Origin of the sequence: Devosia sp. BK, assembly GCF_032907385.1 — a bacterium.
Lineage (GTDB): Bacteria > Pseudomonadota > Alphaproteobacteria > Rhizobiales > Devosiaceae > Devosia.
Genome location: NZ_JAIMBX010000002.1, coordinates 397,273 through 415,796 on the forward strand (window position 1 = coordinate 397,273; position 18,524 = coordinate 415,796).

The 18,524-nt window shown below is 61.4% G+C and carries 12 protein-coding genes; 10 read left to right on the plus strand and 2 right to left on the minus strand.

Annotated features, from left to right (window positions below; translation table 11 throughout):
• Window positions 1-29: 29 nt before the first annotated feature.
• Window positions 30-482, plus strand: coding sequence for an NUDIX domain-containing protein (locus tag DevBK_RS13915; RefSeq protein ID WP_061908530.1), 453 nt, complete (start codon window positions 30-32; stop codon window positions 480-482).
• Window positions 483-533: 51 nt separating this feature from the next.
• Here DevBK_RS13915 and DevBK_RS13920 read toward each other — a convergent pair whose 3' ends face one another.
• Window positions 534-1,235 (minus strand): YafY family protein, encoded by a 702-nt coding sequence (locus DevBK_RS13920; RefSeq protein WP_317185884.1) that lies wholly within the window; start codon window positions 1,233-1,235, stop codon window positions 534-536.
• Between the two features lie 128 nt (window positions 1,236-1,363).
• The gene (locus DevBK_RS13925) at window positions 1,364-2,374 is read right to left on the minus strand and encodes an aldose epimerase family protein (RefSeq protein WP_317185885.1); all 1,011 of its coding nucleotides are present in this window, start codon (window positions 2,372-2,374) and stop codon (window positions 1,364-1,366) included.
• Between the two features lie 132 nt (window positions 2,375-2,506).
• Here DevBK_RS13925 and DevBK_RS13930 point away from each other — a divergent pair, with 132 nt between their 5' ends.
• The 9 genes from DevBK_RS13930 (at window position 2,507) to murJ (ending at window position 18,483) form a co-directional block, all read left to right on the plus strand.
• Entirely contained in the window at window positions 2,507-3,550 is a 1,044-nt protein-coding gene (locus DevBK_RS13930; RefSeq protein ID WP_317185886.1) for a LacI family DNA-binding transcriptional regulator, read from the plus strand.
• A 90-nt stretch (window positions 3,551-3,640) separates the two neighbouring features.
• Entirely contained in the window at window positions 3,641-5,104 is a 1,464-nt protein-coding gene (gene xylB / locus DevBK_RS13935; protein WP_317185887.1) for a xylulokinase, read from the plus strand.
• A complete protein-coding gene (xylA, locus tag DevBK_RS13940; RefSeq protein WP_317185888.1) occupies window positions 5,101-6,408 on the plus strand; it encodes a xylose isomerase in 1,308 nt (435 codons plus the stop codon). The genes xylB and xylA overlap by 4 nt, the downstream gene beginning before the upstream one ends.
• Before the next feature lie 249 nt (window positions 6,409-6,657).
• Entirely contained in the window at window positions 6,658-8,289 is a 1,632-nt protein-coding gene (locus DevBK_RS13945) for a glycoside hydrolase family 43 protein (protein WP_317185889.1), read from the plus strand.
• 641 nt (window positions 8,290-8,930) lie between these two features.
• Window positions 8,931-10,202: an O-acetylhomoserine aminocarboxypropyltransferase/cysteine synthase family protein gene (locus tag DevBK_RS13950; protein WP_317185890.1), complete on the plus strand. Its 1,272-nt coding sequence runs from the start codon at window positions 8,931-8,933 to the stop codon at window positions 10,200-10,202.
• Between the two features lie 141 nt (window positions 10,203-10,343).
• A complete protein-coding gene (locus tag DevBK_RS13955) occupies window positions 10,344-11,177 on the plus strand; it encodes a DUF2189 domain-containing protein (protein ID WP_317185891.1) in 834 nt (277 codons plus the stop codon).
• An 88-nt stretch (window positions 11,178-11,265) separates the two neighbouring features.
• Window positions 11,266-13,980, plus strand: coding sequence for a DNA mismatch repair protein MutS (gene mutS / locus DevBK_RS13960; RefSeq protein WP_317185892.1), 2,715 nt, complete (start codon window positions 11,266-11,268; stop codon window positions 13,978-13,980).
• Complete coding sequence (locus DevBK_RS13965) at window positions 13,961-16,756, plus strand: [protein-PII] uridylyltransferase (protein WP_317185893.1); 2,796 nt, start codon at window positions 13,961-13,963, stop codon at window positions 16,754-16,756. Before mutS ends, DevBK_RS13965 begins: the two co-directional genes overlap by 20 nt.
• A 164-nt stretch (window positions 16,757-16,920) precedes the next feature.
• Window positions 16,921-18,483 (plus strand): murein biosynthesis integral membrane protein MurJ, encoded by a 1,563-nt coding sequence (murJ, locus tag DevBK_RS13970; RefSeq protein WP_317185894.1) that lies wholly within the window; start codon window positions 16,921-16,923, stop codon window positions 18,481-18,483.
• Window positions 18,484-18,524: the final 41 nt, after the last annotated feature.

The following is an 18,524-nucleotide window of genomic DNA, read 5'->3' on the forward strand; positions in this document are numbered from 1 at the left end:
CACGTGAAGCAGAGTTTGAGGAGATTTTTATGCGCCATCGCATTTCGGCCGGCGTTCTGGCCATGCGCGACGACAAAATTCTCCTCGTTCGTCACTATCGCGCTGGCAAGCATGATTTCTGGGCTGGTCCCGGGGGCGGCGTCGAAGGCAGCGAAGAACTCTGGCAAGCCGCAGAACGCGAGGCTTTCGAAGAAACCGGCCTCCGCGTCATGGCGCAAAATCTTGCTTATATCGACGAGTTGGTCGATGGCTGGGGCCGGGTGGTGAAATTCTGGTTTCTCGCGCGCTTCATTTCCGGTGAGATCGATATCACCGCCAATCCCGCCTTGGGCGAGAGCATTAGCGAAGCCGGTTGGTTCGGGCAGCATGACCTCCCCAAGGGCCATGTCTTTCCGGAAATGCTCCGCGATCGTTTCTGGACCGACCGTACAACAGGCTTTCCCACGCCGATAAAACTCCCGCTGCGCCAGTCTATTTTCTAGCTCGCAGCGACTTGCCTTTACGGCTGCCGTGTTTCACGTGAATCCAAAGCGTTACGTGTCGTCATTGCGGCGATCATTTACCCAGCTGTCGCGCCATTCGCGTTCGAGCACGGTGCGGCGCTTGCCATAGCGCTCATCGGTCACGACCAGATTGATGATGCGGTCGGTGCGAAAATTGCGGAAATTCTGCCGCAATAGACACCAGGCGGCAATGGTCTGCTTACCCTCGTAAAAAGCGAGACCCACCGGCCAAAGCGTGCGCGACGTCGCCCGCCCTTGCTCGTCCTGATAGTCGATGGTCACCGCCCGCTCCTGTCGCATGGCGAGGCGGATCTCTCCCAGCACGGGAATAGGCTTGCGTCCGCCCCATTGCGCCATTGGCCAAAGCGCGGTGTCGCTGATCCGATCGCGCAAATCTTCCGGCGATGCGGTGGCGATCTTGGCGAGCGCGTTTTGTGCGGCAGCGCTCAAGCCATCGTCGGGCTGTGTCCCGACCCAACGCGCGCCCAGCACCAGCGCCTCAAGCTCTTCGGCCGAAAACATCAGCGGCGGCAGGAAGAAGCCAGGTTTGAGCATATAGCCAATCCCTGCCTCGCCATCGATCGGTGCCCCAAGCCCGATTAGTGTCTGGATATCGCGATAAAGCGTGCGGACGGAAACGCCCTGTTCCTCGGCCAAGGCCGCTGCCGTCACCGGCCGCCGATGCCGCCGCAGCGCATCCATGATGGCAAATAGTCGCTCGGTCTTGTCCATGACGCCCTCGTGAACAGAGAAGGAACGGGATGGCAGATTCTGGCGTAGAAATCCACTAGCGGCAAAAGAAAAGGCCGCCCAAGGGCGACCTCATCGGGTTCGGCTCACGCTGCTAACAGCCCCAAAAATCAAGCGATCTCGATATCGCACCAATGGCTATAGGGCCGCTCGGGTGAGTGGATGACATTGGGGAAATGCGGATTGTGCACGGCATCGGCAAAGCACTGATCTTCAAGGCAGAAGCCGGCATGTTTCTGATAGGTCTTGCCGCCAAGCCCCGGTACCGTAATGTCGGTCCAAACGCCATTATAGACCTGAACACCCGGGCGATCAGACCAGATCTTGAGGGTCAGATCCTTGTCGGGCGACACCACAGTCGCGATTGGGTCGGCATGCTTGCGGCCCGTGTCGAGCACAAGGCCCATGTCATAATCGACCGGCGCGCCATTGGCATCGCGCATTGTGCGCGGCTGGCGCAGATCATAGATCGTGCCCTTAGATGGCAGAATGGCCCCGGTCGGCGCAAGATCGTCGCCCAGTTCGGTATAGGCGCTCGAATTGATCTGGATCGTGTGGTCGAGAACAGTGTCGGCCGTGCCGAGATTGAAATACTGGTGCTGTACCAAACTGATCGGCGTGGCGCGATCGGTCGTCGCCGCCAGCTCCAGATGAAGAGTATTGCCGCGAAGGCTGTAAGTCGCCGAGAAATTGACATTGCCCGGATAACCCATGGCGCCATCAGGCGAAAAATGGGTGAAGCGCACGGCATTGTTGGCATTGTCGACTTGGCCCGTCCAGACCTGGCGTCCGAGACCCTCGGCTCCGCCATGAAGCTGCAAGTCGCCGGCATTGGGCGGCAGCTTGTAGGTGACGCCGTCGATCTCAAAGTTCGCGCCCTTGATGCGGTTTGCGACGCGACCGGCCAAGGCACCAAAATGCGGGCTGTGCTCGACATAATGCTCGAGCGTTTCAAACCCCAGGACGACGCCGCGCTCACCACCGGCGACAGGCACGCGCCAATCGCGCACGGCCACGCCATAACCGATAATTTCGACAGTCACACCGGTATCGCTGACCAGCTTGAACTGGTCGACGCGCTGGCCCTGATGTTCGCCGAATGTCGAAACGTCGATGCCCATGGCATATCCCCTCAAAGTCTTTTGGCGCGGAGGTTTAGCCTTTTCGGTTCCTTGCGGCAACGCCGCACTTGACCTTTTCGGCTGCCCCGCGAACTGTGGTCCCTAAAGCAAAATCAAGAATGCGGGGACAATGTGAACGAGGAGGCGACGCGGCGCAGAGCAACGGTTCATGACGTCGCCAAGGCTGCGGGCGTGTCCCTTGCAACGGTAGATCGCGTCCTTAATGGCCGCTCAGGCGTGCGCGCCGCCACAGCCGAAAAGGTGGAAGAGGCCATCGTCCGCCTCGGCTTCTCCCGCGATCTCAATGCCTCGCTCATGGCGCGCGCCCGGGATTTGAAGGTCGTTTTCTTCATCCCCGATGGCTCCAATGAATTCATGGATAGCCTCGCAGAGGCCGTCGCGCGCCGCAGCATGCTGGCCCTTTCCGATCGCATGCATCTCAGCACCCGACGCATCCGCGCCCTCGATGCTGGATCGCTCGCCGCAGGCCTCGATGCGCTCGACCCGAGAGATTGCGACTGCGCTGTCATCGTCACCAGCGAAGAGCCCGAAATCCTCGCCGCCGTCGATTCCGCCACCCGCCGCGGTATTGCAGTCATGACGTTGGTCTCGGATCTGCCCGGCTCTGCCCGCAAGCATTTCATCGGCGTCGATAATGTTGCTGCGGGCCGCACCGCTGCCTCACTCCTCGGTCGCTTTTTGCCTCAAGGCGGCAAGGTCGCCGTTATCGCAGGCTCGCTCCACCTTCGCGACCATCTCGATCGGCTCGACGGATTTCGCGAGGTTTTGGTTCGCGACTTTCCCGCCCTTCACCTCGTCGGCCCGCTTGAAGGCCATGACGAACGCGCCGAAACCCAAGCTTTGGTGGCTAAGCTTCTCTCCGATTATCCTGATCTCTGCGGTATCTACAATCTCGGTGCCGGTAATATGGGCCTTGTTGCGGCCCTCGAGGCTGTTGGTAATAAAACATCCCCGCGAGTCATCGCACATGAACTCAGCGCTCCTACACGTGCGGGCCTGATGTCCGGCGCCATCGACGTGGTTCTCGACCAAAACCCCGATGGAGAAATTCGCGAAGCCATCACGGCCGCGCGTGCGCTCGCATTGGGGGCTGGCCGTCATATCGCCACAGACCCCATTGAAATTGGCATTTTCCTGCGCGACAATCTCAGGTAAGAACACCGCCATTCAAAAGAGGGCGGGCCCGAAAACCGGGCGGGAGGACGATCCGTTGATTTGCGAACTCAGAATTGAGGTACGTGCCTCATGACTTTTCTTGGTATTGATATCGGCACGTCCGGTGTGAAAGCCTTGCTGATTGACGGCAATGGCAAATCGCTCGGCGAAGCCTCGGCTTCCGCCGTCGAGCCCGTGCGCCCCCATCCCGGCTGGTCCGAGCAGAACCCGACCGATTGGTGGACCGCGACTCTCGCAGCCATTGACAAGCTCAAGCTCTCGCATCCGATCGAACTCGCCGCCGTCACCGGCATCGGCCTTTCTGGCCACATGCATGGCGCGACGCTGCTTGGCAAAAACGACGAAATTTTGCGCCCCGCCATTCTCTGGAACGATGGCCGCTCGGCCGCCGAATGCCTCGAGATGGAAGCTGCGCTCCCAAGCCTCCGCCAGCTCGCCGGCAATATCGCCATGCCCGGCTTTACGGCGCCAAAAATCGCCTGGGTCCGCAAGCACGAGCCAGCCGTCTTCGACAAAATCGAGAAGGTCCTGCTGCCAAAGGCCTATGTTCGCCTTTTGCTGACCGGCGACTATGTCGAGGACATGTCGGATGCCGCCGGCACGCTCTGGCTCGACGTCCAAAAACGCGACTGGTCCGATGATCTCTTGGCCGTCACCGGCCTCACCCGCGATCACATGCCGCGTCTTGTCGAAGGCTCCGCGCCTTCCGCCCAGCTCAAATCCGACCTTGCCGCCCGCTGGGGCATGTCCGGCGCCGTCATCGTTGCCGGTGGCGCTGGCGACAATGCTGCTGCCGCCTGCGGCATCGGCGCTATTCGTCCCGGCGAGGGCTTTGTCTCGCTCGGCACTTCCGGCGTGCTTTTCGTCTCCAACGAAAAGTTCAGTCCCAATACCGAAGGCGCCGTTCATGCCTTCTGCCACGCCATCCCAGACACCTGGCACCAGATGGGCGTCATTCTCTCGGCGACCGATTCGCTGAATTGGCTGAGCCGCATCACCGGCAAGAAGCAAGCCGAACTCGCCGGCGAAGCCGAAGCCCAGTTCAAGGGCCCGGGCGAAGCGATCTTCCTGCCCTATCTTTCAGGCGAGCGCACGCCGCACAACAATGCCGGCGCCCGTGGCTCTTTCACTGGTCTTTCCCAATCGACCGACACAGCCCAGATGGCGCAAGCCGTCATGGAAGGCGTCACCTTTGCCATGCGCGATTGCCAGCGCGTCTTGGCTGATGCTGGCACCAAGATCGACCGCCTGCTGGCCGTCGGCGGTGGCTCCAAGTCGGCGCTGTGGCTCAAAATGCTGGCCACCAATCTCGACATGGAAATCGCCCTCCCCGAGGATGGCGATTTTGGCGGCGCGCTCGGCGCGGCCCGTCTCGGCCTTTGCGCGGCAACCGGCGCCAACCCTGCCGATGTCATGACCATGCCGCCGATCAAGACCACCATCGCGCCCGACAAAAACCTGTCGGCCGCCTATTCCGATCAATATGCGCGCTATCGCGCACTCTACCCCGCCATCGAGGAGGCACGTTCGTGAGTGATTTTTTCAAGGGCCTGAACCAGGTCAAGTTTGAAGGCCCGCAGAGCAAGAACGCTCTGGCCTATCGCCACTACAACAAGGACGAAGTGATCGCCGGCAAGCGGATGGAAGACCATATCCGCCCCGCCATCGCCTATTGGCATACTTTCGCCCAGGAAGGCGGCGATCCGTTTGGCGGCCGTACCTTCGATCGTCCCTGGTTCGACAAGGGTCTTGAAGGCGCCAAGCTCAAGGCCGAAGTCGCCTTCGAATTCTTCAACCTGATCGACGTGCCCTTCTTCGCCTTCCACGACGTAGACGTGGCCCCTGAAGGCGCCACGCTCGACGAGAGCAACAAGAACCTCCGCGTCATCGGCGACATCATTGCCGCCAAGATGCAGGAAACAGGCAAGAAGCTGCTCTGGGGCACGGCCAATCTCTTTTCCAACCGCCGCTATATGGCAGGCGCCGCGACCAATCCCGATCCCGCCGTCTTCGCCTATGCCGCCGGCCAGGTGAAAACCGTGCTCGAGTTGACCCATGAACTGGGCGGCGAAAACTATGTGCTCTGGGGCGGCCGCGAAGGTTATGAAACGCTCCTCAACACCAAGATCGGCCAGGAACAGGACCAGATGGCCCGCTTCCTGACGCTCGTGATCGAGCATGCCGAAAAGATCGGCTTCAAGGGCCAGATCCTGATCGAGCCCAAGCCGCAAGAACCGAGCAAGCACCAGTACGACTACGACGTTGCGACCGTTTACGGCTTCTTGCAGAAGTATGGTCTCGAAAAGAAGGTGAAGTGCAATATCGAGGTCGGCCATGCCTTCCTCGCCGGTCACTCCTTCGAGCACGAGCTCGCCGTCGCCTCTTCGCTCGGCATGCTCGGCTCGGTCGACGCTAACCGCAACGACCTGCAGTCCGGCTGGGACACCGACCATTTCCCCAACGTTCCCGGCGAAATGGCGCTGGCTTTCTACTACATCCTCAAGCAGGGCGGCCTCGGCAAGGGCGGCTTCAATTTTGACGCCAAGGTCCGCCGCCAGTCGCTCGATCCGGCCGATCTGCTGCACGGTCACATCCTCGGCCTCGATACGCTCGCCCGCGGCCTCAAGGGCGCTGTCGCGCTCATCGAAGACGGTGAATTCGACAAGATGCTCGACGACCGATATGCCGGCTGGAAGTCCGGCATCGGCCAGGAAATCCTCGGCGGCAAGCTGAGCCTCGCGGATATCGCGGCCAAGGTTCAGGCCGAAGGCATCAACCCGCAGCCGAAGTCCGGCCGCCAGGAATATCTCGAAAGCCTGGTCAACCGGTTCGTCTGACATCGAAGCGTCCGGCGTTGACAGTGAAAGGCTCCAGTGGAGCCTTTCAAGCTGAGAAGGCCGTGAGACCTATGCTCGAATGGCGAGTGCTCGGTGCCATTCCTCTCCCTCTCGGGGAGAGGGTGGATCGAGCCTCGCCCGAGATGGGTGAGGGGGATGCCAATGCGCCCCTGATCTCGCCTAAACTTTCCCCTCATCCGGCGCTGCGCGCCACCTTCTCCCCGAGCGGGAGAAGAACAGAGGCCCACCATGCCGCAAATCACCAATCCGATCCTCCCCGGCTTCAACCCGGACCCTTCTATTCTCCGCGTTGGCGACGATTACTACATCGCGACCTCGACCTTCGAATGGTTCCCGGGCGTGCAGATCCATCACTCCAAGGATCTCGCCAATTGGGAACTCGTCACCCGTCCGCTAAACCGCAAAACCCAGCTCGACATGCGCGGTGATCCCGATAGCTGCGGCGTCTGGGCGCCGTGTCTCACGCATGACGGCGAAAAATTCTGGCTCGTCTATACCGACGTCAAGCGTAAGGACGGCTCGTTCAAGGACGCCCACAATTACATCGTCTGGGCCGACAAGATCGAAGGCCCGTGGTCCGACCCGATCTACACCAATTCCTCAGGCTTCGACCCCTCTCTCTTCCATGATGACGACGGCAAAAAATACTTCGTCAACATGACCTGGGACCATCGCGTCCGCCCGCTTTTGTTCTCGGGCATTGTCATCCAGGAATTCGATCCGGTCGCCGAAAAGCTCGTCGGCCCCATCACCAATATCTACAAGGGCACCGACCTCAAACTGGTAGAAGGCCCGCATATCTATAAGCGCAATGGCTGGTATTATCTTCTTACTGCCGAAGGCGGCACGGCCTATGATCACGCCTGCACCTTTGCCCGCTCACGCACCCTGACGGGCGAATACGAAACCCACCCCGACAAGCACATCCTCACCAGTAAGGACGCTCCGCTCGCCGCCATTCAGCGCGCCGGTCATGGCGATCTCGTCGAGACCCCGGACGGCAAAACCTATCTCGTCCATCTCGGCGGCCGCCCGACCACCCAGGAACGCCGCTGCGTTCTCGGCCGCGAAACCTCCATCCAGGAAGCCTATTGGGGCGACGACGACTGGCTCTATGTCAAGAACGGCCCAGTGCCTTCGCTCCATGTCGAGGTGCCCGGCACGCGCGACGAAGAAAAATATTGGGCCGAGCAGCGCTACACGTTCGAAAACGGCCTCCACAAGGATTTCCAGTGGCTCCGCACGCCCGAGACCGAGCGGATTTTCTCGACGGAAAACGGCAAGCTGCGTTTGTTCGGCCGTGAATCTATCGGCTCCTGGTTCGAACACGCCCTCGTCGCACGCCGCCAGACGCATTTTTCTTATGATGCCGAAACCGTGGTCGATTTCCACGCCACCGACGAACGCACCATGGCGGGCCTTACCGCCTACTATTCGCGCTACAATTTCTTCTATCTCGCCGTCACCGCTCACGCCGATGGCCAGCGCGAACTTCTGCTCATGTCTTCGGAGATGAGCTGGCCAGACGGCAAACTGCGCTTCCCCGCCGATCCTGTGCAGATCCCCAATACAGGCAAGGTCAAGCTCGCCTTGACCATCCGCGGCCGCGCCCTGCAGTTCTTCTATGCTCTCCAAGGCCAGGACCTGCAGCCTATCGGCCCGGTCTTCGACGCCTCGATCCTCTCGGACGAATGCGGGGGGCATCAGGCCCATGGCAGCTTCACCGGCGCCTTCGTCGGCGTCGCCGCCCACGATCTCAACGGCACGGCGAGCCCCGCCGATTTCGACTATTTTGTCTACCGGCCTCAACACGACCCCTCCGATCGTTATGAGGTCGATAGCTTAGTGGGTAAGGCGTAACTAGTACTGCTCCCCCACCCACCGTTGTTACCTTGAGGCTTGACCCTAGGACCCTGCACTTAACGAAGCTGACGTAAGCGTAGGCCCCTCCCTTCCATCGTCATTGCCGGGCTCGTCCCGGCAATCCATCTCACCTCCGCATGGACCACCGGGACAAGCCCGGTGGTGACGACTGGTTGGATGGGTAAGCGGTGGCGCCAATCTATACATCTTATCCCCGCCCCAAATTATGCCTCCATAATACCCCCATCCAAACTCGCATGGACGGTCTGCAGACGACAGTAGCGAGAGGGTCCGGCGCTGGATCGTCTCCAGGGCACGTTCGGGGATTGGCCGCCTTGCGACGAGCGATCAAAAAGGCGCTGTGAATCCTGTCCGAAAAGAGGGCACCCCGGAGCGGTATGCGCTTCATCTTTCAAATCACCTTCGAGGTGCCTGCCGCTCCGGGGTCCGTCCACTGACAAGCATCCCGCAGCAATCACTGGCGGGAACAACCTGCTATGCCGCCATAGCACTCACGCGACCACCCAAACATTTCCAAAAATTCCCGTTTCCCTAGAACGGCTTGCCTCTGCCGCCGCTTGTCTTTTCGCGCGCTCCATCCAAATCTTGCCCCCGCGTGGACCAAGGAGCCCAAAGACATGAAACTGGAATCGATCGCCCTCCATCACGGCTATGAATCGGAGGCCACCACCAAGGCAGCTGCCGTGCCGATCTATCAGACGACGTCCTACACGTTCGATGATACCCAGCACGGCGCCGATCTCTTCGATCTCAATGTCGCCGGCAATATCTATACCCGCATCATGAACCCGACGACCGCCGTGCTCGAGGCGCGCGTCGCCGAGCTTGAAGGCGGTATTGCCGGCCTCGCCCTCGCCTCAGGCATGGCGGCGATTACCTATGCCATCCAGACCATTGCCGGCGTCGGCGACAATATCGTCTCCGTCTCCCAGCTCTATGGCGGCACCTATAATCTTTTCGTCCACACCTTCCCCCGGCAGGGCATCGAAACCCGTCTCGTCAGCCATGACGACTATGAAGGCTTTGAAAAGGCGATCGACGGCAAGACCAAGGCCGTCTTCCTCGAATCCATCGGCAACCCAGCCGGCAATGTCGTCGATATCGAGAGGATTGCCGAGATCGCCCATCGCCATGGCGTGCCGGTCATCGTCGACAACACGGTCGCAACGCCGTATCTGACGCGCCCCTTCGATTTCGGCGCCGATATCGTCGTTCATTCGCTGACGAAGTATATCGGCGGCCACGGAACGTCGATCGGCGGTATCATCGTCGATAGCGGCAAATTCGAATGGAAGGCCAATGCCGCCCGCTTCCCGGTGCTCAACGAGCCCGATCCGTCCTATCACGGCGTCGTCTATACCGAGGCCCTCGGCCCCGCAGCCTATATCGGCCGCGCCCGCGTCGTGCCGCTGCGCAATACCGGCGCCGCCATTTCGCCCTTCAACGCCTTCCAGATCCTGCAGGGTCTTGAAACCCTTGGCCTCCGCATCGAGCGCCACTCGGAAAATGCCCTGAAAGTCGCGCAATACCTCAAGAGCCACCCCAAGGTCGAATGGGTCAATTATGCCGGCCTGCCCGATAGTCCCTATAACGCCGTCGCCAAGAAAATCTCGAAAGGCTCTGGCTCCGGGATTTTGTCCTTCGGCATTCAGGGCGGCAAGGAAGCCGGCGGCCGCTTCATCGATGCGCTGCAGATGATCCTGCGCCTCGTCAATATCGGCGACGCCAAATCCCTCGCCTGCCATCCGGCTTCGACCACGCACCGCCAGCTTTCCCCCGAAGAGCTGAAAAAGGCTGGCGTCTCCGAGGACCTCGTCCGCATTTCGGTCGGCATCGAACATATCGACGACATCATCGCCGATATCGAACAGGCTCTCGCCAAGGCCTGATCACGATTTCCCGCGCGGGGGCGACAAGCTCCCGCCTGGGGCGTAGGCTGCACAAGGTTAGCGGTCGCAGGTTCTGCGTCTCGCGCCGGTTTGCGCAATACGCCGGATATGCGGCCTCCCCTTGCGGAAGGAGGTCCCGATATGGCCCAAATGCACGTCATGGCCGGCGCCGGCGACAAGCTGGATCTGCCCGTCATCAAAACCATTACCCTTGCCGATCTCACCGAAGCGCTGCGCCGCGGCGCCGCGGATTTCTGGGCTAAGCCCAGCCATTATTTTCTCCTGGCGCTCATCTATCCGTTGATCGGCATTGTGCTGACCGTCTGGATGAACGGCTTTCACACCTGGCCCTTGCTCTATCCCCTCATCGGCGGCTTTGCGTTGATCGGCCCGATCGCTGCGCTGCCGCTCTATGAAATCTCCCGTCGCCGCGAATTGGGCGAAGAACCGTCCTGGCGCGACGCCATCGGCGTCATCCATTCGCCCGCCATGGGCAGCATCATCGCCATCGGCGCCATGCTCTTCGTCCTTTTCACCCTCTGGCTCACCAGCGCCCAGGCACTTTACGAAAACCTCTTCGGCGCCTCACCGCCCCAAACCTTTGGCGCCATGTTCAATCAAGTCTTTGCCGAACCCGGCGGCATGACGCTCGCCATCATCGGCACGGCAGTCGGCGCCGCCTTTGCGCTTGTAGTCCTCTGCACCTCGGTCATCGCCTTCCCGCTGCTGCTCGATCGCGATGTCGGCGCCTATGTTGCGGTGGAAACCTCCTTCCGCGCCGTCATGCACAATCTTATCCCCATGCTGGCCTGGGGGCTTATTGTCGGAATCTCGGTTTTTGTCGGCGCGCTCACCCTCTTTGTGGGTCTTGCCGTCATCTTGCCGATTCTTGGCCACGCGACCTGGCATCTGTATCGGGCGACGGTCGACGATGCCTCGATGATCCGGACTATGCCGCATGGCCAAAGACCTTAAACAGCCGGGCAAAGCGCAAAGGGAGGAGTTGGCTTCTTAACCACAAGGTCTTAGTCTCGCCGCTTCCTTGCCCGAACGACCCGAGCTCATGGACCACACTCCCTTCGAGGCCCCAAACAGCGCCGCCACGGCGACGCTGACGCCGATGATGGCGCAGTATTTCGAGATCAAGGCGGTCAATCCGGGCTATCTCCTGTTCTACCGGATGGGCGATTTCTACGAGCTTTTCTTCGAAGACGCCGAAATCGCCAGCGCCGCCTTGGGTATCGTGCTGACCAAGCGCGGCAAGCACCTCGGCGAGGATATCGGCATGTGCGGCGTGCCGATCCACGCCGCCAATGATTATCTCAATAAGCTCATTCGCCTGGGCCATCGCGTCGCCATCTGCGAGCAGGTCGAAGACCCCGCCGAAGCCAAGAAGCGCGGCAGCAAATCCGTCGTCAAACGCGACGTCGTGCGCCTTGTAACCCCCGGCACTCTGACCGACGACGACCATCTCGATGCGCGCTCGGCCAACTACCTCGCCGCGCTGTTCATGGTCCGCCATGGCGATACAGATTTCGCCCTCGCCTGGGCCGATATTTCGACGGGCGAAACCTTTGTCGCCGATCTCCCGGCCGATCGCCTCGCCGACGAACTCGCGCGGATCGCCCCAGCCGAACTGCTCCTCACCGACGCAATTCGTCAGGCCTTGACCGAGCGCCATCTCTTTGCGCCCGCCTGGTCTGCCGTCGCCACTACCCTGCCGCCCGAAGCGGCCAATAGCGAAGCCGCCTCCGGCATTCTCCGCAGCGCCTTCCCCGCCGAGATTTTCGACCCCTCCTCGCTCTCCCGCGCTAGCCGCGGCGCGCTGGCGAGCCTCGTTGCCTATATCGGCGAGAGCCAAAAAGGTCGGCCGGTTCCTCTTCGCGCTCCGGTCCTGCAGGCAACCGACGCCGTCATGGCCATCGATGCCGCGACGCGCTCGAGCCTTGAAATTCTCGTCACCCAGCGCGGCCAGGCCAAGGGCTCGCTGCGCAACAGTATCGACATGACCGTCACCGCGCCCGGCGCCCGCCTCCTCGCTGCGCGTCTCGCCGCCCCCTTGCGCAATGCTGCCGCCATCAATGATCGCCTCGATGCCGTCGAGCGTCTGGTCAACGATCCGCTTCTTCGTGCCCGGCTCCGCACCGATCTCAAGGCCGCGCCCGATCTGGCCCGCGCCCTCTCCCGCCTCGCGCTTGAACGCGGTGGCCCGCGCGATCTCGCCGCTGTGGGCAAGGCCGTTGCTGCCGCGCTCGATCTTTCGGCAACGCTCGCCAATCAAGCCGACCTGCCGCCCGCTCTCGGCAAACTGACGGAAACGCTCGCCAACGCACCCCGCGCCCTTTCCTCCGAATTGGCCATCGCGCTCGACGACGACCTGCCGCTCTTTTCCCGCGATGGCGGCTTTGTTCGTCCCGCCTATGACAGCAAGCTTGATGAAGAACGCGCCCTCGGCTCCGAAACCCGCGCTGTCGTCGCCGCTTTGCAAGCCCGGCTCATGGACGAAACCGACGTCCGCTCGCTCAAGATCAAACACAATGGCGTCCTCGGCTTTTTCGTCGAGGTCCCCGCAGGTCACGGTCAAAAGCTGCTGGAGCCGCCGCACCGCGAGGTCTTCATCCATCGCCAGACCCTCGCCAACGCCATGCGGTTCACGACGACCGAATTGGCTGAGCTAGAAGGCCGAATCGCCAAGGCACAGGGTGCCGCCCTCGATATTGAACTCGCGATTTTCGCTCGCCTTCGCGACGCTGTGCTTAAACAGACAAGCGCTCTCCAAACTCTCGCCGACGCCCTGGCCGAGCTAGACGTCTCCGCCGCTCTCGCGGAAGTGTCCGCTACGCGGTTTTATTGCCGCCCGCAGGTCGATGAGGGCCTTGCTTTCGCCATCGTCGGCGGGCGCCATCCGGTCGTGGAACAAATGGTGCGGGTAGAAGGCCAGGATTTTGTGGCCAATGACGCCGATCTCTCGGGCAGCGAAGAGGTCGGTGGTGGCAAACTCTGGCTCGTCACGGGCCCCAATATGGGCGGTAAGTCGACCTTCCTTCGCCAGAACGCGCTGATTGCCATCCTCGCCCAGATCGGCGCCTTCGTCCCTGCCGAAAGCGCGCATATCGGCGTCGTCGATCGCCTCTTTTCCCGCGTCGGCGCCTCTGACGATATCGCCCATGGCCGCTCGACCTTCATGGTCGAAATGGTCGAAACCGCTGCCATCCTCAATCGCGCGACAAGACGCTCCCTCGTTGTCCTCGATGAAATCGGCCGCGGCACCGCCACCTTCGATGGCCTTTCCATCGCCTGGGCTTCGGTCGAGGCGCTGCATGAAACCACCGGCTGCCGCGCGCTCTTTGCGACCCATTTCCATGAATTGACCAGCCTTGCCAAAACCCTCACCCGCGTCGCCAATGTCACGATGAAGGTGCGCGAATGGGAAGGCGATGTGGTCTTTCTCCACGAAGTCGGCCCCGGCGCGGCCGACCGCTCCTATGGTATTCAGGTGGCCCGGCTTGCCGGCCTGCCTGACCCTGTCATCGCGCGCGCCAAGCAGGTCCTCGATATTCTCGAGCAACGCTCGGTCGGCACGGCGTCTTCCAAGGACAAAGCCAGCGTGCTAGACGATTTGCCGCTCTTTGCCCATCAGCCAGCCCCGGCACCAAAGATCAATGACCCCATTCACGAAGCCCTCGATGCCGTCCGCCCCGACGATATGACGCCCAAGCAAGCCATCGAAGCGCTCTACGAATTAAAGAAATTACGCGATGACGCTCGTCGACGCTGAAGCCAAACCGCGAAAATCCCACTTCGTGCTGAAGACGGCCGAGACCATTCTCGCCGAACTCGATGGCGTCGTGGGCGATCAACCGGCCAAGACCCCGGCCGCCCGCATGGCTGTCCTGGCCCATATCCGCCAGACCCTTGCCGAAGCCCGCAGCCAGGCCGAGGCCGAACTGCTCGCCACCAATAAGGGAACGCGCTGCGCGCAAAATCTGTGCTCCGCGCAGGACGAGATCATCACCGCGGTCTATCTTTTCGCTTCCACCCGGGTTTATCCCGTCGACAATCCGTCCGGCGCTGAGGCGATCGCCCTGTCCGCCGTCGGCGGCTATGGCCGCGGCACGCTGGCGCCGGGCTCCGATATCGATCTCCTCTTTATCCTCCCCTATAAGCAAACCCCCTGGGGCGAGCAGGTCACCGAATATATCCTCTATATGCTCTGGGACTTGGGCCAGAAAGTCGGCCACGCCGTCCGCTCGGTCGATGAATGCATCCGCATGGCCCGCGCCGATATGACCGTGCGCACCGCAACCCTCGAAGCCCGCTTTCTCACTGGCGATCGGACCCTTTTCAATAATCTCGTCAAACGCTTCGAAACCGAGATCATGCCCAAGACGGGCCCGGAATTCATCGCCGCCAAGATGGCGGAGCGCGATGAACGCCACCGGCTCATGGGCAATACCCGCTATGTCGTCGAGCCCAATATCAAGGACGGCAAGGGCGGGCTCCGCGATCTCAATACGCTCTTCTGGATCGGCAAATATTTTTACCAGGTCAAGACCAGCCACGAGCTCGTTGAAAAGGGCGTGCTCACCGCCGCCGAATATCGCCTCTTCTCCCGCGCCGAAGACTTTTTATGGGCGGTGCGATGTCACCTCCATTATGTCACCGGCCGCGCTGAGGAAAAGCTGACCTTCGACGTCCAGCCCGATCTCGCCCGCCGCATGGGTTATGCCGGCCGCATCGGCATGCTCAGCGTCGAGCGCTTCATGAAGCGCTATTTTCTCGTCGCCAAGGATGTCGGTGATCTCACCCGCATCATCTGCGCCAGCCTCGAATTCCATCACGCCAAGGATATGGATCTCGTCGGCCGCGTTCTCGCGCCCTTCCGCTCGGGCAAGTCCAAGATCAAGGGCGAGACAGACTTCGTCGTCGACACCGGTCGCCTCAATATTACGGCGGCCGATGTCTTCGAAAAGGACCCGGTCAATCTCATTCGCATGTTCATGGTGGCTGGCCGCGAAGAGCTGCTCTTCCATCCCGACGCCATCAAGCACATCCGCGATAGCCTGAGGCTCATCGACAACAAGCTGCGACACGACCCCAAGGCCAATGCCCACTTCCTGACCATCTTGACGAGCCCACTCTATGTCGAGCGCATCCTCCGTCAGATGAACGAAAGCGGCGTCCTCGGAAAATTCGTGCCCGATTTCGGCAAGATCGTCGCCCTGATGCAGTTCAACATGTACCACCACTATACGGTGGATGAGCATCTGATCCGCTCTGTCGGTGTCATGGCCGATATCGCCAATGGCGGCCTCCGCCAGGAATTGCCGCTGACCCACGAGCTGCTGCCCCAGCTCAACGACACGCGCCTCCTCTATGTGGCGCTGTTCCTCCACGATATCGCCAAGGGCCGGCCCGAAGACCATTCCATCGCCGGCGCCCGCATCGCCAAGAAACTCTGCCCCCGCTTTGGCCTTAACCCCGCCGAAACCGACACCGTCGCCTGGCTCATCGAATATCACCTCCTGATGAGCGAGATCGCCCAGGCCCGCGACATCCAAGACCCCGAAACCGCCAAGGCTTTCGCCGACGTCGTCCAGTCGCCCCAGCGCCTTGCGCTCCTGATGATCCTCACCGCCTGCGATATCCGCGCCGTCGGCCCAGGCACCTGGACCGGCTGGAAGGGCTCCCTCCTCCGCTCGCTCTATTACGCCACCGAACCCCTGCTCTCGGGCGGCCACAGCCAGGTCAGCCATTCCGATCGCGTCGAAGACGCGCGCCGCGTTCTCGGCGAAGCGCTGACCAAGTGGCCACCGGCCGAGATCGAAACCTATACCGCCCGCCACTACGATCATTATTGGCTGCGCGCCGAGCCCGAGCTTCAGATCGAGCATGCGCGCATGATCCGCCAGGCCGACGAGGCCAATCAACCCTTTGCCGGCTCCATTCGCGTCAAGGCCTTCGAGGGCATCACCGAGGTCAGCTTTTATACGCCCGACCACCCGCGCCTCCTCTCGCTCATCGCCGGCGCCTGCACCATGCAGGACGCATCCATTATCGGCGCGCAGATTTTCTCGACCCGCGATGGCCGCGCCATCGACACCTTTAGGCTCCGCCGTTCCTTTACCTCGGACGAAGACGAAAAGGTCCGCGCCACCCGCATCATCGATACGGTCAAGCAATTGCTGCAGGGCAAGCGTACCGTCCTTATTGATTTGGGCAAAGAGTCGCGCCACAACCGCCGCCTCAAACCCTTCGCGCTTCCAGCGCAGGTTTCCGTCTCCAACGCCATCTCGGAAAAGTTCACCGTCATCGAGGTGTCCGGCCTTGATCGCATCGGTCTTCTCTATGCGCTGACCCGCGAAATCTCCGATCTCAACCTCACCATCGGCTCTGCCCATATCGGCACCTATGGCGAAAAGGCCGTGGACGTGTTTTATGTCACCGATCTGACGGGGCAGAAGATTCACGTGAAACAGCGGCAGCGCAAAATCCACGGCGCGCTGATGGACGTGTTCGAGCGTCCCGAGGACAAAAAAACAGCGAATGCCTAACCACTCTTTTCCTCTCCCTCTCGGGGAGAGGGTGGATCGGCCAAAGGCCGAGACGGGTGAGGGGGATTTCGCAGAGTGCCCAGTTTGCCCGTAATGCCCCCCTCATCCGGCGCTGCGCGCCACCTTCTCCCCGAGGGGGAGAAGAAAAGGACCGGCGCTAGTCTATGAGCCTCTTCCGCAATTTCTTTTCCGTCGGCGCCTGGACCCTGGTCAGCCGCGTTTTCGGCCTCGCGCGCGATGCGCTGATGGCGGCCGTCCTCGGCGTCGGCCCCGCTGCTGACGCCTTCAACGCGGCCTTCCGCTTTCCCAATCTCTTCCGCCGGCTCTTTGCTGAAGGCGCTTTCAACACGGCCTTCGTGCCGATGTTCTCGGGCGCCCTTGAGGAGCAGGGCGAAGACGGCGCCAAGCAGCTTGCCTCGCGGATCATGAGCTGGCTCCTGGCCATGCTCGTTATCGTCACGATCCTTGCCGAAATCTTCATGCCGCAGATCATGCTCGCCTTCGTGCCGGGCTTCGTCGATGACAAGGAAAAATTCGACCTGACCGTGATGCTCACCCGCATCATGTTCCCCTATCTCGCCTGCATGTCGCTGATGGCCGCCTATGGCGCGATCCTCAATTCGCTCGGCCGGTTTTTTGCCGCCGCCTTTGCCCCCGTCCTTCTCAACATCGTCAACATCGCCGCCCTCATTCCTCTTGCGACGTTTTGGGTCCAGGACCCGCAGAACGCGACCTTCTGGGTCGCCATCGCCACCATGCTCGGCGGGCTCGCGCAGCTCTGGCTCGTCTGGGCCGCCATCGAGCGCGCCGATTTCCGCCCTGCTTTTCGGCTCCCACGCTTCGATGCCGAGGTGCGCCGCTTCTGGTTCCTGGCCATCCCCGCTATCCTCACCGGCGGCATCACCCAGATCAATATATTTGTCGGCACGATAATCGCCTCCGGCGCCGACAACACCATCTCGATCCTCGCTTACGCCGATCGGCTCTATCAGCTCCCCTTGGGCATCATCGGCATCGCCATCGGCACGGTGCTGCTCCCCGAATTGAGCCGCCATTTGAAGGGCGGCCGCAATGCCGAAGCCCTCGCGAGTCAGGAACAGTCGCTCTTTATCTCGATGCTCCTCACCATGCCCGCGGCTGCGGCGCTGATCAGCATTTCCGAGCCGATCGTTCGCCTCCTCTTCGAGCGCGGCCTCTTCGATGCCATGGCGACCAAACAAACCGCCGAGGCGCTGATCGCCTTCTCCTGCGGTCTCCCGGCCTATGTGCTGATCCGCGTCCTCCAGCCCGGCTTCTTTGCCCGGCAGGATACGATCACCCCCACGATCTTTGCCGGCATCAGCGTCGCCGCCAATATCGGCCTGTCGCTCCTTCTATTCCCCACCATGTTCCATGTCGGCATCGCCATTGCGACCGCTGCCTCATCCTGGCTCAACGTCGTCATGCTGGGCACGACGCTTGCCGTCCGCGGCCATTTCACCCTCTCGCGCAGCCAGATCTGGAACCACGCCATGATCATCCTGATCAGCGCCATGATGGGTCTGATCCTGATGGTACTCGCCGATCAAGGCGCGGCGCATCTCGCCTCCGGCGCCCCGCTCTGGCGCCAGGCCCTGGTCCTCTCCGCGCTCATCGCCTATGGCGTGGTCTTTTATTTCACCATGGTCCACATCACCGGCACCCAGCGCCTTGGCACCCTGATGAGCCGCCTCCGCCGCCGTCGCTGACAGTTTCCATTCTTGCTTTCTCCGTATAGAACGGGCCGTCT